This window comes from Brevundimonas sp. ABV4_179 (genome assembly GCF_056311945.1).
Window position 1 is genome coordinate 1,935,064 of record NZ_CM149976.1, and the last position, 15,555, is coordinate 1,950,618.

15 protein-coding genes are annotated in these 15,555 nt (G+C 65.7%); 11 read left to right on the top strand and 4 right to left on the bottom strand.

What is annotated here, in order from left to right:
- Positions 1-16: 16 nt before the first annotated feature.
- Positions 17-1,105, bottom strand: a complete 1,089-nt coding sequence (locus ACYX4P_RS09190; RefSeq protein WP_248121011.1) for an ABC transporter ATP-binding protein — start codon at positions 1,103-1,105, stop codon at positions 17-19.
- A 172-nt stretch (positions 1,106-1,277) separates the two neighbouring features.
- Here ACYX4P_RS09190 and ACYX4P_RS09195 point away from each other — a divergent pair, with 172 nt between their 5' ends.
- From ACYX4P_RS09195 to ACYX4P_RS09205, 3 genes are all read left to right on the top strand, one after another.
- Positions 1,278-3,899, top strand: coding sequence for a TonB-dependent receptor domain-containing protein (locus ACYX4P_RS09195; RefSeq protein ID WP_248121009.1), 2,622 nt, complete (start codon positions 1,278-1,280; stop codon positions 3,897-3,899).
- A gap of 64 nt (positions 3,900-3,963) precedes the next feature.
- A complete protein-coding gene (locus tag ACYX4P_RS09200; RefSeq protein WP_248121008.1) occupies positions 3,964-4,683 on the top strand; it encodes a hypothetical protein in 720 nt (239 codons plus the stop codon).
- Positions 4,684-5,471: 788 nt separating this feature from the next.
- Positions 5,472-6,848, top strand: a complete 1,377-nt coding sequence (locus ACYX4P_RS09205) for a transposase (RefSeq protein WP_476069327.1) — start codon at positions 5,472-5,474, stop codon at positions 6,846-6,848.
- Between the two features lie 516 nt (positions 6,849-7,364).
- Here ACYX4P_RS09205 and ACYX4P_RS09210 read toward each other — a convergent pair.
- Complete coding sequence (locus ACYX4P_RS09210) at positions 7,365-7,805, bottom strand: hypothetical protein (RefSeq protein ID WP_292048560.1); 441 nt, start codon at positions 7,803-7,805, stop codon at positions 7,365-7,367.
- Positions 7,806-7,996: 191 nt separating this feature from the next.
- Here ACYX4P_RS09210 and ACYX4P_RS09215 point away from each other — a divergent pair, with 191 nt between their 5' ends.
- A complete protein-coding gene (locus ACYX4P_RS09215; protein WP_248121006.1) occupies positions 7,997-8,197 on the top strand; it encodes a hypothetical protein in 201 nt (66 codons plus the stop codon).
- A gap of 1,275 nt (positions 8,198-9,472) precedes the next feature.
- Positions 9,473-9,820 carry an ArsC family reductase gene (locus ACYX4P_RS09220; RefSeq protein ID WP_248121234.1) on the top strand — a complete coding sequence of 116 codons (348 nt, stop codon included), beginning with the start codon at positions 9,473-9,475 and terminating at the stop codon, positions 9,818-9,820.
- On the opposite strand, the gene ACYX4P_RS09225 is transcribed toward ACYX4P_RS09220, so the two are convergent.
- A complete protein-coding gene (locus ACYX4P_RS09225) occupies positions 9,813-10,622 on the bottom strand; it encodes an endonuclease/exonuclease/phosphatase family protein (protein WP_248121236.1) in 810 nt (269 codons plus the stop codon). The genes ACYX4P_RS09220 and ACYX4P_RS09225 overlap by 8 nt on opposite strands.
- Before the next feature lie 7 nt (positions 10,623-10,629).
- A complete protein-coding gene (locus ACYX4P_RS09230) occupies positions 10,630-10,869 on the bottom strand; it encodes a hypothetical protein (RefSeq protein WP_248121238.1) in 240 nt (79 codons plus the stop codon).
- A 176-nt stretch (positions 10,870-11,045) separates the two neighbouring features.
- Between ACYX4P_RS09230 and ACYX4P_RS09235 the strand changes: the two genes are divergently transcribed.
- The 6 genes from ACYX4P_RS09235 to ACYX4P_RS09260 all read left to right on the top strand — a co-directional run bounded on the left by ACYX4P_RS09235 (position 11,046) and on the right by ACYX4P_RS09260 (position 15,555).
- Complete coding sequence (locus tag ACYX4P_RS09235) at positions 11,046-11,435, top strand: DUF6249 domain-containing protein (protein WP_248121240.1); 390 nt, start codon at positions 11,046-11,048, stop codon at positions 11,433-11,435.
- Between the two features lie 25 nt (positions 11,436-11,460).
- A complete protein-coding gene (locus ACYX4P_RS09240; RefSeq protein WP_248121241.1) occupies positions 11,461-12,015 on the top strand; it encodes an RNA polymerase sigma factor in 555 nt (184 codons plus the stop codon).
- A complete protein-coding gene (locus tag ACYX4P_RS09245; RefSeq protein ID WP_248121243.1) occupies positions 12,005-12,406 on the top strand; it encodes a hypothetical protein in 402 nt (133 codons plus the stop codon). Before ACYX4P_RS09240 ends, ACYX4P_RS09245 begins: the two co-directional genes overlap by 11 nt.
- Before the next feature lie 59 nt (positions 12,407-12,465).
- Positions 12,466-13,302 carry a 3-methyl-2-oxobutanoate hydroxymethyltransferase gene (gene panB, locus ACYX4P_RS09250; RefSeq protein ID WP_248121245.1) on the top strand — a complete coding sequence of 279 codons (837 nt, stop codon included), beginning with the start codon at positions 12,466-12,468 and terminating at the stop codon, positions 13,300-13,302.
- A 127-nt stretch (positions 13,303-13,429) separates the two neighbouring features.
- Positions 13,430-14,152, top strand: a complete 723-nt coding sequence (locus ACYX4P_RS09255; RefSeq protein WP_282438993.1) for a tetratricopeptide repeat protein — start codon at positions 13,430-13,432, stop codon at positions 14,150-14,152.
- 23 nt (positions 14,153-14,175) lie between these two features.
- The gene (locus tag ACYX4P_RS09260; RefSeq protein WP_248121249.1) at positions 14,176-15,555 is read left to right on the top strand and encodes a PQQ-binding-like beta-propeller repeat protein; all 1,380 of its coding nucleotides are present in this window, start codon (positions 14,176-14,178) and stop codon (positions 15,553-15,555) included.

A 15,555-nucleotide genomic window follows, 5' to 3' on the forward strand; every position in this document is an offset into this window, starting at 1 on the left:
TCCGACGGGAGAGGGATCAGAGCCTTTGGAACGCCTTGCCAGCGGCGTCGAACAGGTGGGCCTGTTTCGCAGGAACGTCCAGCGTCAGACGCTCGCCGGCCCTGGCGCGCAGTTCGCCAGCCAACTGGACCGTCAGCGTGTCGTCGGACGCCGGGTGCTTCAGGTGCGCCATGGTCGTCGCGCCCAGGGTTTCCACGAACATGACCTCGGCGTTCAGCGCATCGCCGGCGCCGCCTAGGGTCAGGTGTTCGGGTCGGACGCCCAGTGTCACGGCATCGCCGGGCTTGGCCGAGGCGGCGTCGACGGCGACGCGGATCGTCTCGCCAGCGGTGGTCTTCACCGTCGCGCCGGCTGCCGACGCCCCGATGATCTGGGCCGCCAGCAGGTTCATCCTGGGGCTGCCGATGAAGCCGGCGACGAACAGATTGGCGGGGTGTTCGTACAACGCCATCGGTGCGCCGACCTGCTCTATCCTGCCCCCGTTCAGCACCACGATCCGGTCGGCCAGGGTCATGGCTTCGACCTGGTCGTGGGTGACGTAGATCATCGTCGTCTTCAGTTCGGCATGCAGCCGCGCGAACTCGTAGCGCATTCGCACCCGCAGGGCGGCGTCCAGATTGGACAGGGGCTCGTCGAACAGGAAGACCTCGGGCTCGCGCACGATGGCGCGGCCGATGGCGACGCGCTGGCGCTGGCCGCCCGACATGGCCTTGGGCTTGCGGTCCAGATAGTCGGTGATGCTGAGCGCCTCGGCGGCCGCGCGGACGCGGCGGTCGATCTCGGCCTTGTCCGTCTTGGCCAGTTTCAGGCCAAAGGCCATGTTCTCATAGGCCGTCATGTGCGGGTAGAGCGCATAGGACTGGAACACCATGGCGATGCCCCGGTCCGAAGGCGACAGATCGTTCACCATGCGGTCGCCGATCCAGACCTGGCCCGTCGTCGCCTCTTCCAGCCCGGCGATGGTGCGCAGGAGGGTGGACTTGCCGCAGCCTGAGGGGCCGACAAAGACGATGAACTCGCCGTCGGCGATCTCCAGATCGACGCCCTTCAGCACCTCCACGGCGCCGAACGCCTTCTTCACGTCGATCAGACGGACGTCCGCCATGCTTCCTGCTTCCCTAAGCCATTCTTCTTTCGCCGCACCGTAACCGGTTACATCTGCGGATCAATGGCGCAGGGCGTCGCGTCGCAGACTGAATTTGCAAAACTGCAAAATTACACTTTCGCAAAACGGCGGCGCTGGTTAGAAGCCGCTGCCAAACGCGGGGAGCATTCAGATGACGCAACGCAAAATCTTGATGATGACGGTTTCGATGGCCTGGCTGGCTGCGGCGGCCGGCGCCCATGCCGAGGAGCCGAAGGCGGCGCAGGTGGACGATATCGTGGTCACCGGATCGCGGATCGCCGGCGGCGACCGGATCGCGCCGGTGGAGACGGTCGGGCGCGAGGTCATGGAGGCGGCCGGGATCGCCGATGCGTCGCAGCTGGTGCGTCTGGTCACGGCCAACTCAGGCTCGGAAGCTCAGGTCGATCAGTTAAACCAGCCGCAAAGCTCGGGAACGGCCCAGTTCAACCTGCGCAATCTGGGCCTGGGTTCGACGCTGGTCTTGGTGGACGGCCAGCGCTGGACGACCAGCGCGGTCGTCGCCACCGACGGATCGGCCTTCGTGGACATCAACTCGCTCGTGCCGATGATCGCCTTGCAGCGGGTCGAGGTGGTCAAGGACGGCGCCTCGGCCGTCTATGGCTCGGACGCCGTGGCGGGCGTGGTCAACTTCATCACCCGCCATGACGTGGACCGGCCCGAGATCAGCGCCAAATACGCCGTGGCCGACGGGTCGGAAGAGAGCGTGGTCCAGGCCATCGGCGGGTTCGACCTGCTGGGGGGAAACCTGACGCTGGCGGCGTCGCACTTTCATCGTTCGGCCCTAGGGTCGGACGAGCGGGACTTCACCCAGGCGGAACGTTATGGCCGGGCGGCGTGGACGGCGGTGACCAGCTATGGCCAGCCGGGGTCCTATTTCCGGCCCAGCCGCAACGGCTTCTCGCCCGATCCGGCGTGCGGGAATCCGGCGTTTGGCAGCGCCTACAAGAACACGCCGACGGACAGCTTCTGCCGGCTGGACTATTCCGACTTCTTCGATCTGGCGCCGGAGGAGACGCGCAACCAGCTGTTCGCCGACTATCGTCGGCCTGTCGGGGACATGACCCTGTCGCTGCAAGGGGCCTGGGCGTCGACCGAGACGGTGGCGCGCCAGTCGCCGTCCTTACCGATCCTGGCCCAGTCGCTGACGGTCCCGGCGTCGCATCCCGACAATCCGTTCGGCGAGGCGGTGCTGTTCCGCGGGCGTCTGCTGGGGGCCGAGGCCGGGGCGTCCAAGGCCGATTTCGAATACCAGACCTGGCGGTTGTCGGCGGGTCTGGATGGGCGGTTCGCCGGCGGCTGGACCTGGAGCCTGGCCGCGACCAGCAGCCGCCAGCACGTGGCCTATGACAAGCCGGACGCCATCGGCAGCGCATTGCAGCGGGCGCTGAACGGCTTTGGCGGGGCGGGTTGCAACCCCGCGACGGGCGTGGCCGGTGTCGGGACGTGCCAGTATTTCAACCCGTTCGGCAGCGCCCATCTGGGGACCGGCACGGCCAATAGCACGGCCCTGATCGACAGTTTGATCGGCTACACGGGCCTGCGCGGCGCCGCGACCTTGACGACGGTCGACGCCTCGACCAGCGGTCAGGCCCTGGCGTGGGACGGCGGTTCGGTCGATGTGGCGCTGGGCGCCCAGTATCGGCGCAGCGGCTTCCGGCACGACTGGAGCGATCTGGTCAATGCGGGGGATCTGCTGACCGCCGGCTATTCCCCCGACTTCGAGGGCGAGCAGGAGGCGCTGGCCGCCTTCGCCGAGGCGCGGTTGCACCTGGGCGACCGGATCGAGGCGCAGTTGGCGGGCCGTTACGAGACCTACGACGGGGAGGGGCGGTTCAGTCCCAAGGCCGCCATCCGATGGGACGTGACCGACGCCGTGGCCGTGCGGGCGTCGTGGGGGCAGGGGTTCCGCGCGCCGTCGGTCTACGCCCAGTCCGGGGCGCAGGCGTCGCAGCCGTCGGTGTTCGACCGGGGCGCCTTCGTCTTCGTCAACACCCTGACTTCAGGCGATGCGGCGCTGAAGCCCGAGAAGTCCGAGAGCCTGAGCCTGGGCGCCGTGTGGCGGCCGCTGGACGGGCTGGAGTTCAGCCTGGACGCCTGGCGCTTCGACTACACGGACCAGGTGGTAAAGGAATCGGCCCAGGCCGTCATCGACCAGGCGGCGGCCGACACGGCGGCGGGACGGACGGGCACGCCGGCGCAGGGGCGGATCACCCGCTCGGCCAGCGGCGCCCTGACCTTCGTGCAACTGTATTTCATCAACGCCTCGTCCATCGAGACGCAGGGGCTGGACCTGGCGGCCCGCTATGGCCGCGACCTGTGGGGCGGCCGGGCGACGGCGTCGGCGACCTGGACCTATGTGGACGCCTATGACATCCGGCTGAACGACGGGGCGGCCCAGGTCTCGGGCGTCGGATCGACCAATCTGAGCAATATCGGCCGGTCGCTGCCGCGCAATCGCGGGGAGTTCGCCCTGGGCTGGAGCGGGGGCGCTAACACCGTGACCGCGCTGGTCCATTACACCGACGGCTATCGCAATGACCGCAGCGGGATCACCGATGCGACCATCGCCAGCCAGACCACGGCGGACCTGCTGTACAGCCGCACCATCGGCGCCGACATCGACCTGGCGCTGGGGGTGGTCAATGTGTTCGACAAGGCGCCGCCCCTGGCGCAGTTCGCCCTGGGCTATGATCCCGTCGTCGCCGATCCGCGCGGCCGGGTGTTCAGCGTTGGGCTGACCAAGCGGTTCTGAGGCCGTCGCGCGTTTGCGCGTTCAATCGGGCGGTGTATGCATCCCCCTTGCACGGGGGCGATCCATGACGACCGAAGGCGAAACGACGCGCAAACAGGCGTTCAAGGACCTGTCCGAGGACGCGCTGGGCTTTGGCGGGGTCGAAGTGCGGACGGCGCGGGACCTGCTGATACGCCCGCGCCTGGTGCTGCAGGCCTGGATGATCGAGGGGCCGACAGGCGGCGGGGTCTACGCCAAGCCGCTGAAACTCTATCTGGCGCTGAACGCCATCTTGATGCTGGTGGTGTTCCTGCGTGGCGGCCTGGGCGGGGTGCTGGATCAGATGCCTGCCGATCTGATGTCGTCGCTGGTCGCCCAGTCCGGCAAGTCCCGTGACGCCTTCATGTCCGACGCCGACGGCTGGATGTCGTTTCTGACCGTCCCGCTGATGGCGCCGCTCTATGCCCTGGCCGTGCTGCCATTTGTGCGCTGGTGGGACGCCGAGGACCTGGGGTGGCGTTGCGGCTTTCGCGCCGCCTTCGCCTATCTGAACGCCTGGACCGTGCCCATGCTGCCGTTGTTCTGGTTCATATACGGCACGGGGCCTGTAGCGATGATGGGCAGCGTGGCCCTGTTCATACTGGGCGTCGTGGTCTTTGTGCGGATGGGCCGGGGACGCTGGTATCGCGGCGTTGCGGCGGGGATCGGCAAGGGACTGGTGCTGCAACTGGCCATCAGCGCGGTGATGATGGTCGGAAGCCTGGCGTTGGCGGCGATCGGCGTCTTGGCCGGATTGCTTTTCTGAAGACGGGCGGCGGATAGAAAACAGAGTGCACTGTGTGCACTTCGTCTGAAATCGGCCTCCGGCGAAATTGCACTGCACCCGGAAAAACAGTGCAAAATGCAAGAAGGTGCAATTCGACGCGCCTGGATGTCAAAGACCGGACGACATCATACCGCACGTTACGGCCTGTATGGTCGATTGACGCTGCTGGCGACCAGGGGGCTGTAAACGCTGGAGATTGTTTGAGGCGATAGGATAGCTGGCTTGGCGCGATGACGCCGGACGCGCCGAATTTCTACCGAAACCCATCGTGGCGGTGAGGCCGGAAAGCGGAAGTCGCCATCCTCAGCTACGGGTGGAAAGCGGACATCGGTGCTAGGCATTCTTCGAGATCAGTAGTGGCTGTGACCCGAGGACACGATGGTCGCCAGCGCGTAAATTCCGATGCAGCTACCTGCTAACCCGACCGCGACTCCAATGATGCGTTGAGCCCTCGTCCTTCTCGGCCAAACAACAGCAAAGACGATTGGCACAAGGAATGCCACTCCGACGGAGGTGTTCATCGTCAGCTCGTCGGAGAGAAAAATGCCATCAACCACGAGGAGCCATACGGCCCCAACAATTGACGATGCGAGGCCGATGAAGAGGCAGCCCACATGCCAAACACTGATCCATTTCCGGCCGGTCATGGCAACAAGGCTACGCTTAATCTGAACGTCTGCAATGGGTGGATACCGTTGAAAAAGTCGGCAATTGCCACGGGCTTCAGGGGCTGATTCACTCTGGTCATTGAGACCGGAGGCAGCGTGATGATGGGCGAGCGGCGGGTCGATCAGGCGGCCCTGTTCTATACTTTCTCGCTGGAGGACCATGTCCCTGCGAACCATCTGCTGAGGTCGATCGACCGGTTCGTGGAGCTTGAGGGCCTGCGAGCGCATCTGGCGCCGTTCTACAGCGCCATCGGTCGCCCCTCGATCGATCCCGAACTGCTGATCCGGATGCTGCTGGTCGGCTACTGCTTCGGCATTCGGTCGGAGCGTCGGCTGTGCGAAGAGGTCCACCTCAACCTGGCCTATCGCTGGTTCTGCCGGCTGGGTCTGGAAGGCGCCGTGCCGGATCACTCGACGTTCTCCAAGAACCGCCACGGCCGTTTTAGGGAGAGCGACCTGCTGCGTCAGTTGTTCGACATGGTCCTGCGCCGGTGCATGTCGGAAGGCCTGGTCGGCGGCGAGGGCTTCGCCGTGGACGCCAGCCTGATCAAGGCCGAGGCGAACCGCGAGCGCAGCGTGCCTGGCGATCCCGGTCTGCCGCCCGAGGCGTCCAGCCGGGCCATCGACGAGTACCTGGCGGTGCTGGACGACGCGGCGTTCGGTGGGGCCACGCCGGTGACGCCCAAGTTCATCTCGCCGGTGGATCCGGCCGCGCGCTGGACCGCCGCCAACAAGGGGCCGGCCTTCTTCGCCTATGCCACCAACTACCTGATCGATCTGGAACACGCCGTCATCGTCGATGTCGAGGCGTCCACCGCCGTGCGGCCGGCCGAACTGACCGCGGCCCGCACCATGATCGAGCGGGTCCGGGATAGGCATGATCTCCACCCCGATCGCCTTGCCGCCGACACCGCCTATGGCTCGGCCGAGATGCTGGAATGGCTGGTCAACGACCAGGGGATCGCCCCGCACATTCCGATCATCGACAAGTCTGGCCGCACGGACGGGACCTTCTCCCGGGCCGACTTCACCTACGACCGTGCCGCCGACCTCTATCGCTGTCCGGGCGGCAAGGAACTGAAGCAATATCGGCGAGCCTTCCGCGCCGATCACCCCGATACACCGCCGGATGACACCTATCGCTATCGCGCCTCCAAGATCGATTGCGACGCCTGCGCGCTGAAGCCCGAGTGCTGCCCCAACGGGCCGGCTCGGAAGGTGACCCGTTCCATCCACGAAGACGCCAGGGACGTCGCCCGCGACATCGCCAGGGCCGACGCCTACGTCACCTCCCGACGCGAACGGAAGAAGGTCGAGATGCTGTTCGCACACCTCAAGCGCATCCTCAGGCTGGATCGGCTGCGCCTTCGCGGTCCCTGCGGCGCCCGAGACGAGTTCCTCCTCGCCGCCACCGCCCAGAACCTGCGAAAAATGGCCCGCTTGATCCCACTGCAGATCGCCCCAGCGCCCGCCTGAAGGCCTGAAGCGTCACGAACACCGTCACAGCCCGACCACGCAGCCGTGTTGTCCCGTCAGCCAGCCGACTTTTTCAACTGTATCGGTGCTTAGCGGACATTGTCGCCATAAGGCTCGAAGTAGACAGCCTCGCCCTCTCGAGCGTCTCTCTTTGCTCGGCTCACCCGTTCGACAACGTGCGCTCTCCAGTCCCGAGAACTGACGGCGTCCGGTAAGAGTTCGAACGCCATCGCTGGTCTGGTGGATTTCGTCGCGATGAACAGGCACTCGTATCCTACACGACCGTTCGGGTCGGAAACTCGTCGCGCCTCGATGTCCGCCATCAGACGATCTGCCGGAACTGCGAGTGGATAGTGCGCGAGTGCCATGCACTGACCATGCGTTGTCTGGATCGGTCGGGCAAGCAGCCTATCGAAGGTCCGCTAAGGGTCGATTTCAGTCCCTGGCTTCGCCGCCGAAATCGGACGTTGACCTCCACGCCGGAAAGCGGTCGCCTTCGACGTCCGCTAGGGGTGGTTAGCGGACTTTTGGCATCAACATCGCAATCAAAACCTCGACGCGCTTTCCGATGAGAACGCAGGCAGCAACAATTACGGCGGCTAGCGACACGTTGAGGATCGAATCACGAAGCCCCAATGCAGAAGCTTCGACGAATGAGTAGCGGCGTATCCCTTCCTCATCAGATGTAAAAAACCATGTCCCGTAGTTTATTGAAGCGAAAACGAAGCAACCGATAGCCATAGTGGTAATTGCGGCCTTGAATTCGAGCCAATCTCGCATCTGGTCTCGACCCAACCAGACTGCTGCTAACAATCCAGGCATACCAAAAACCAGATAGTTAAACGCTATACCCAACCACAACATCCCAGCCAGTCGCAGGCCAGCAGCTTGCGCCGTCAAAGCCATGAGGTAGCTGAGACCAATGGGACAAATGACGAAGATTAAAAGCCGACGCATTGCGCCCCCATAAACGCTGAGACTGTCGAGGTCCGCAATGGGTCGTTTCCAGCCTTAGCGCCAGGCGCCGTTTTCAGCCTTAGCGCCAGGCGCCGGAAGCGGACCTAGGCGATTGTGCCCGACAGCAGACGCGACGAACGACGCCTAGGGGTGGATTGCGGACGTTCGCTTGAGGCGTGTTAAGGGACGCTATGCGAAAGTCGATCCTCCTCTTGCTCGTGGGCATCGGTCTGGTCTCGTTGTGCGTAGCCCGCGCTCATACCGAGATGCAGATCGAGGCACTGGCTCTGATCCCCTTGGCCTTGTTGCTTTGGGTCATAGCTTTCTTCGGTGGCGCAACCCTCGTCGTCGTCGGATTGGTCGGCCTGCTCAAAGCGGTCAGACGAGCATAGCGGGGCACGTCCGCAATGGGTCGATTTCAGTCTTGCGCTTCACCGCCGAAAGAGGACGCAGGCCTCTCGGCCTGGAAGCGGTTGCGGTCGGCGTCAGCTAAGGGTGGTTTCCAGCCATTCCCTTGGCTATGCATTGGTCCATGCACAGGCACGGGGAGTGGCGAGAGGTCGAGGGTGACGAGGTCACGACCCTTCATGCAGAACTAAAGCGCGAGCTTTGTCCGGAACATCCACTTTACGGGTTAGACTTGATTCCGTGGCGGATCGCATGGCCGAACAAGGACGTTGCCTTCACCTTATCGGACGGCAGGGTCGCGCTCGTGCATTTGACCTTCAATGCCGAGACAAGCCCTACCTACCCCTTCTTCAAGGTGTTCGCCTCCAAGGCAGAGGCGCTGCCTCGCCTTGCCCTTCTTCAAAAGGGTAAAGCCTACGAGTAGCGAGGCTCGCGATAGGCAAGGTCCGGTACGGGTCGGACCACGACATCGACTCCAGCGCGGAAAGCGGACGTCGGCACCACAGCCCAAAAGCGGACCCGCCGGACTGCGGCTTGGGGCGGGAAGTGGACGTTGGAATCTATAGCGTGGAGGATATGAAGCAGCGGACACGCATCCTGTTGACCATCGCCGCCATCCTGTTGTTAACGTTTTTGATTTGGCGCGGGCCCTCGTTCTACCAGCTCTACAGAGATTGGCCGATAATCTCGGCTTGCGCGCAGGACGCCCAAGACTGCCCCTAAGCGGATGCTGCGAACGGCAGTTGTGGGTTGAACGCGGACGCCCGTTAACGGCGCGCTCTCCGGACAAAGTCCTGCTCAATCCCGGCCTCGTTACACTGGTAGAGGTCCAGCACGTCCGGCTCATTGAACACTCGCTTGAATGTGCCCGTTACGATGACGAAGCGATGGTTCAGGTCCGCTCTATGTTCAAGAAGGCGGTCGCCTTCGGATAGGGTGAGAACTCTCGATCCGTCGCCGTTGCGAACCCGGATTGCCTCCACCGAATCGAAAAGGCAGCGGGAATTCGTCCCTAAATCCACAACTCCGCCAACCGTCACCCGAGTCCCATCGAGCGTGGCGGCGCGGGAGAGGGCTTCCGATGGCGTCAAATAGCTTCGCGGCCCCGACGTGGTGGCGCACGCTGTAAGGCTGACCATCCCAATCAAGGCCACGTGGGTTCTTTTCATTGGGGAAGATTACGCCCTGCTCAAATGTCCGCAACGGGTCGATTTGCGCTACTGACTCTCGAACCCAAACCCGACATCCACCGAGGAACAATGACCTACACCCTATACGGCATCCCCAACTGCGACACGGTGAAGAAGGCGCGGGTGTGGTTGGAGCAAAACGGGGTCGACTATGTGTTTCACGACTACAAGAAGGCCGGGGCGGATGCGGGGCGGCTGGGTCAGTGGATCGACGAACATGGGTGGGAGACGGTGCTGAACCGGGGCGGGACCACGTTCAAAAAGTTACCGGACGCGGACAAGGCGGGGATCGACAGGGACAAGGCCATCGCCTTGATGTTGGCCCAGCCGTCGATGATCAAACGGCCGGTGCTGGACCTGGGGGACCGTCGTCTGGTCGGCTTCAAGCCCGAGCTTTACGCGGCGGCGCTCAGATAAGGCGGAGGGTCGCCGTCACGCCGAAATGGTCGGACGGGTATTCGCCGTTGGTCGCGATGTCGCCGAACAGATGGGCCTGGATGGGCGTGAAGTCTGACCGCTCGGCGAAGATGTGGTCGATGACGCGGTTGGGGTGGCCCTTTGCCGGGTTCAGGGTGGTGGCGACCGATCCGCCCGGCAGGGCGCTGAAGAAGCGAGGGCCGGTCAGGACGGACAGGCCGGAATCCTCCTGGGTCGCGTTGAAGTCGCCCATGACGACCAGGGGCGCGCCGTCGTGGGGCAGCCAGTCCAGCAAGGACGCGATCTGGCGCGCGCGCACCGGGCCCGCGTCGTCCTGCCAGGCCAGATGGGTGACGACGACGTCGACGGGGCGACCCCGAACCGAGACGCGAAGACGCAGGGCGGTGCGATAATCGTCCAGCGGCTCCAGCCGCGTCGAGGCCTCGGCCAGGACGGGCAGGCGGGTCAGAAGGGCGTTGCCGTAGCGTCGGGGCGCGCCCTCCGCGTCGGTCGAGACGAAGGCGACGCGATAGCCGCCCAGTTCGCGCGCCAGCATTTCCGCCTGATTCTCCAGCCCGACGGCGGCGTCCTGCAACACCTCCTGAAGGGCGATGACGTCGGCGTCCTGCGCCTTCAGCGCCGCGATCAGCAGCGGACGGCGCGCGGTCCAGTCGCCCTGATCGTGCCAGATGTTGAAGGTGGCCAGCGTCAGTTCGCCGCCGGGCCGGGCCGCCGGAGTGGTGGCGCATGCGGATAGCGGCGCGAGCGCCCCGGCGGCCAGCAGGGTGCGGCGCACGATCACGCGGCGATCAGCCCTCGACGTCCGTGCTGGGGCGGTCGTGCCCGTCGGCGCTTTCGGTGACCCATTCGCCGTTCGCCGTCTCGTATTCGATGGCGGCGGTCTGGTCCGGCACCTTCTGCTCGCGGGCCGCGCGGACGGCGGCGGCCTTGGCGGCGTCATGGCTGGCGAAGGTTTCGGAATAGGTGTCGCCGGACTGATAGGCCCAGCCGCCGTCGTGTTCGACGATGCGATAGGTGACGTGGGCCATGGCGTGCGCTCCTGTGGTTGATAAGGGCCGACCCTAGACCGAACCGGCGACGGCGGGAACGACGACCTTACGAAGATTTCACGTGAGGGGGCGCATCCGTGCGGGCATCCCGCAGCCTCTTGTCGTCAGAAGGCCGCCGCATCAGGCTGCCGAAATCGACCAAGAAGGACCGCGCCATGACCCCCGTCGTCATCGTTTTCATCGTCTTCGCCTCCATCGTCGCCGTGATCGTGGGGCCGTCCTTCCTGAAAAGTCGCGACCGGCGCGAGATGCAGCTGACCGTGCGCCATGCGGTCGATAATGGGCAGACCCTGCCGCCCGAACTGATCGACGCCATGACCAAGGATGTCGAAAAGAACCTGCCGTCGCGCACCAAGGATATTCGCAAGGGCGTTTTGAGCGTGGCGACCGGCCTGGGCATCGGCGGCTTTGGTTTGCTCAGCGATTTGAGCGGCAACCAGTGGAACGGGGGGATTGGCAATCCGCTGCTGGGCATCGCCTGCATTCCCATCGCCATCGGCATCGCCTTCATCGTCCTGGGCTTCTTCAACCCGAACAAGGCGTGACCTTCGCCTGAGAGGGGGGAGCGTCATGAGCAAATCCTTGCGCGATTTCCACGACGTCGAGCTGGCGGCCCAGGCGGCCGCCGGCGGACGGCGGGAGTATGGCGAACTGGTCCGGCGGCATGGTTCGGCGGTGCGCGGGCTGCTGCGCCGCATGGGCGCGGCGCCGTCCCTGGCCGACGACGTGGCGCAGGACGCCTTTCTTCAGGGCTTCCAGCGATGTTCGGAGTTTCGAGGGCAGGGGACGTTCGCGGGCTGGATCAAGAAGATCGCCGCGCGGCTTTATCTGAAGCGGGTGGCCAAGGAGGCGCGCTACGTCGCCGAGGTGGAGGCCGATCAGGCCGGGATCACGGTGGATCGCGGCGGGCTGATGGACCTGGACGAGGCGTTGAAGTCGCTGAACGAGACCGAACGGGTGTGCGTGTCCCTGTGCCACGGCGCGGGGATGTCCCACCCCGAAATCGCGGCAGCCATGAATTTGCCGCTCGGAACGGTGAAATCCCATGTCAAACGTGGTCTGGATAAACTCCGCGCCCGGCTTTCGCCGGCGCAAGGCGAAGGGAGGTCGGTGCATGTCGGCTGACGAATTCGATCCGGCGATCGAGCGGATGTTCGCGCAGAGCCCGCGCCTGGCCGACGAGGCCCTGTTCCTGGCTACGCTGCAGACGCGGCTGGAGAAGCGGTCGCGCTGGCGCACGCTGACGCTGACGGCGGCGGGGCTGGTCGGCGGAGTGCTGGCGGTGCGCGAGGGGGTCAACTTGGACTTCACCGCCGATGGCGACGCCACTCTGTCGCAGGGGATGCGGGCGGCCGCGGCGACCGCCCAGGGCGCGGCGCAGAACGGGCTGGACGCCCTGGGCGTTGGCGGTCTGGACCTGAGCGGCAGTTCGGGGATGCTGGCCTTCTGGATCGTGGCCGGCGCCATGGTCGCGGTGCTGGCCGCGGGGGCCGCGCGGCTGTCGCAGGACGTCTGAAGGTGACTTCGGCGGCCCGGCGGCCTATCTGAACCCCGTTCAGACAGGAGGCCCGCCGCATGTCCATCCACACTCAGGAGACCGTGAAGCGGATCTCGCCCCCCGATATCGCCGGGCGAAAGGGCGGCGAGCCGATCGTCTGCCTGACCGCCTATGATGCGCCGATGGCGGCGATGCTGGACCCGCATTGCGACGTGCTGCTGGTCGGCGACAGCCTGGGGATGGCGGTGCACGGTCTGCCCAATACGGTCGGCGTGACGCTGGAGATGATGATCCTGCACGGCCAGGCCGTGATGCGTGGGGCCAGGCGCGCCCTGGTCGTGGTGGACATGCCGTTCGGCTCCTACGAAGGCGGCAAGGAGATCGCCTACGCCAACTGCGTGCGGGTCATGAAGGAGACGGGCGCCCAGGCGGTGAAGCTGGAGACCAGCATCGAAATGGCCGAGATCGTCGCCTTTCTGGTCCAGCGCGGCATTCCGGTGATGGGCCACGTCGGCCTGCGACCCCAGGCGATTCTGGCCGAGGGCGGGTTCAAGGCCAAGGGCAAGACCGACGGCGAGCGTGAGAGGGTGCAGGCCGAAGCCAGGGCGACGGCCGAGGCCGGGGCCTTCTGCATCGTCATCGAAGGCGTGGCGGAATCGCTGGCGCGCGAGATCACCGAGACGATCGATGTCCCCACCATCGGCATCGGGGCCTCGGCCGCCTGCGATGGTCAGGTGCTGGTGATCAACGACATGCTGGGGATGTTCGACTGGACGCCCCGGTTCGTTCGCAAATACGCCGATCTGCGCGGCGAGATCGACCGGGCCGCCGCCGCATTCGCCGCCGATGTGAAAACCCGCCGTTTTCCTGCCGAAGTCGAGACCTACTTCTCGAAAAAGCCGGCGTCGCAGTAACGGACGACGTTGCGGCCCATGCGCCGACCTTCTAGGGTCCGCGCCGGTTTGCATTTCGCGATTTTGGGGCGACGTTTAAGTGGTTGATGTCTTCGAGCAGGTCGAGGAGGAGCTTCGCTCCGCTAAGTTGAAGCGCCTCGCCCGCACATGGCTGCCGGTTTTCGGCGTCGTGCTGGTCGTCGCCCTGATCGGCGCCCTGGGCTGGTGGGGCTGGGACAGCCTGAACTCCAACAAGGCCGCCAAGGCCGCCGAAGCCTATGATCGCGGCATGGAGGCGCTGCGCGCGGACAAGCCGATGGACGCCCGCGCCGCCTTCGAAGAAGCGGTCAAGGAAGGCAACGGCGCCTATAAGGTCCTGGCCCTGCAGCAGCAGGCCGGCCTGGCCGTGACCGCCAACAAGTTCCCCGACGCCGTTCGCCTGTTCGACGAGGCGTCCAAGGCGTCCAGCGATCCGATCCTGTCCGATCCGCCCGCGCTGAAGGCCGCCTTCCTGGTCATGGACACCGCCCCCCTGGCCGAGATCGAGAAGCGGCTTGAGCCGCTGGCCGACGACAAGCGCCCGCTGCACGCCTTCGCCCAGGAAGCCCTGGCCCTGGCGCGTCTGCAGCACGGCAAGACCAAGGAGGCGCGCGAGACCTTCGTCCAGCTGCAGCTGGGCCAGGACGTACCGGATTCTATCCGCCAGCGCGCCCAGATCGCGGTGGAAAGCATCGACGCCGCCACCGCCGGCGCGCTACCCGACATTATTCGCGACGCCGCCAAGGCCACGCCGCCCGCCGCCGGGGCCGCCAACGCCATGACCCCCTCTGCGGCTGCTGCGGCGCCCGCCGCCGCGCCCGCCCAACAGTGACGACCCCTTCTAGGACGCCCCAGATGAACCGAGTTCTGAAAGTCGCGCTGATCTGCGGCGTCGCTGCGACCATGGCGTCGTGCGGCACCGTGCGCCGCAACCTGCCGTTCGGCCTGGGCGGCAAGGACGCCCCCAAGGCGACGGCCTCTGCCGGCGACCGAATCTCGGTGCTGGAGTTCGAGCAGCAGCTGGCGCCGTCCGCCGCCCTGTCCGGCCGCGACTACTTCCTGCCCGGCCCGCAGGCGGTCACATCATGGACCCAGCCCGGCGGCACGGCCGAGAACCTGGTCGAACACGTCATCGCCGCTCCCAACTTCCAGGTCGCCTGGAAGCGCAGTATCGGCTCCGGCTCGGCGCGCGTCGGCAACGTCATGGCGCCGATCGTGGCCGCCGACGGCAAGATCTTCGTGCTGGACGGCGAATCGACCGTTTCGGCGGTGTCGGCCGACACCGGCGCGGTGCTTTGGAAGGTCAACGTCAAGAACGCCGAGCGTGATCGCAACGGCGGCTTCGGCGGCGGCGTCGCCGTCGGCGCGGGCAAGGTGTTCGTCTCTTCCGGCTATCGCTCCATGTCGGCGCTGGACGCCAACACCGGCGCAGTGGTCTGGACCCAGCAGGTGGACGCCCCGATCCACGGCGCGCCGACCGTTTCGGGCAACCGGGTCTTCGTGGTCGACGTGGACAGCCAGCTGTTCGCCTTTGACGCCACGACCGGCGCCCAGGACTGGACCTATCGCGGCATCGCCGAGCCGGCGCGGGTGATGCGCGCCTCCAGCCCAGCGGTCAGCGGCACCACGGTCGTCGCACCGTTCGCCTCGGGCCAGCTGGTCGCGCTCAGCACCCTGAACGGCCAGGCGGTGTGGGAGGAGACCCTGTCGCGCACCAGCCGCACCAGCGCCCTGTCCGAGGTTCGCGACGTGGCCGGACGCCCGGTCATCAGCCGCGGCATGGTCTTCGGCGTCAGCCATTCCGGCGTGATGTCGGCCCTGGACCTGCGTTCGGGCCAGCCCAAGTGGCAACTGCCGGTGACGGGCGTCAACGCGCCCCTGCCGGTCGGCGACGCCGTGTTCGTGGTGTCCAAGTCGGGCCAGCTGATCACCGTCAACCGCGATACCGGCCAGATCTACTGGACGCGCGAGTTGAACGAAGGGCGCGAACGCCGCGAGGGCGGGTTCCTGACCTTCGGCCGCCGCACCATCCGCCCGCAATGGTCGGGACCGCTGCTGGCGTCCAACCGGCTGGTGATGGTCAATTCGTTCGGCGAGGCGGTGGCCTTCGATCCCAAGACCGGCGCGGCCCAGGCCACGCTGAAACTGGGCGCGCCCGCCTATATCGCTCCGGCGGCCTATAACGGCGCCCTTTACGTGCTGACCGACAACGGCCAGCTGATCTGCATCCGCTGA

Coding starts and splice junctions, on each gene's coding strand:
- ACYX4P_RS09190 (WP_248121011.1), bottom strand. CDS start 1,105: ATGGCGGACGTCCGTCTGATCGACGTGAAGAAGGCGTTCGGCGCCGTG.
- ACYX4P_RS09195 (WP_248121009.1), top strand. CDS start 1,278: ATGACGCAACGCAAAATCTTGATGATGACGGTTTCGATGGCCTGGCTG.
- ACYX4P_RS09200 (WP_248121008.1), top strand. CDS start 3,964: ATGACGACCGAAGGCGAAACGACGCGCAAACAGGCGTTCAAGGACCTG.
- ACYX4P_RS09205 (WP_476069327.1), top strand. CDS start 5,472: ATGATGGGCGAGCGGCGGGTCGATCAGGCGGCCCTGTTCTATACTTTC.
- ACYX4P_RS09210 (WP_292048560.1), bottom strand. CDS start 7,805: ATGCGTCGGCTTTTAATCTTCGTCATTTGTCCCATTGGTCTCAGCTAC.
- ACYX4P_RS09215 (WP_248121006.1), top strand. CDS start 7,997: ATGCGAAAGTCGATCCTCCTCTTGCTCGTGGGCATCGGTCTGGTCTCG.
- ACYX4P_RS09220 (WP_248121234.1), top strand. CDS start 9,473: ATGACCTACACCCTATACGGCATCCCCAACTGCGACACGGTGAAGAAG.
- ACYX4P_RS09230 (WP_248121238.1), bottom strand. CDS start 10,869: ATGGCCCACGTCACCTATCGCATCGTCGAACACGACGGCGGCTGGGCC.
- ACYX4P_RS09235 (WP_248121240.1), top strand. CDS start 11,046: ATGACCCCCGTCGTCATCGTTTTCATCGTCTTCGCCTCCATCGTCGCC.
- ACYX4P_RS09240 (WP_248121241.1), top strand. CDS start 11,461: ATGAGCAAATCCTTGCGCGATTTCCACGACGTCGAGCTGGCGGCCCAG.
- ACYX4P_RS09245 (WP_248121243.1), top strand. CDS start 12,005: ATGTCGGCTGACGAATTCGATCCGGCGATCGAGCGGATGTTCGCGCAG.
- panB (WP_248121245.1), top strand. CDS start 12,466: ATGTCCATCCACACTCAGGAGACCGTGAAGCGGATCTCGCCCCCCGAT.
- ACYX4P_RS09260 (WP_248121249.1), top strand. CDS start 14,176: ATGAACCGAGTTCTGAAAGTCGCGCTGATCTGCGGCGTCGCTGCGACC.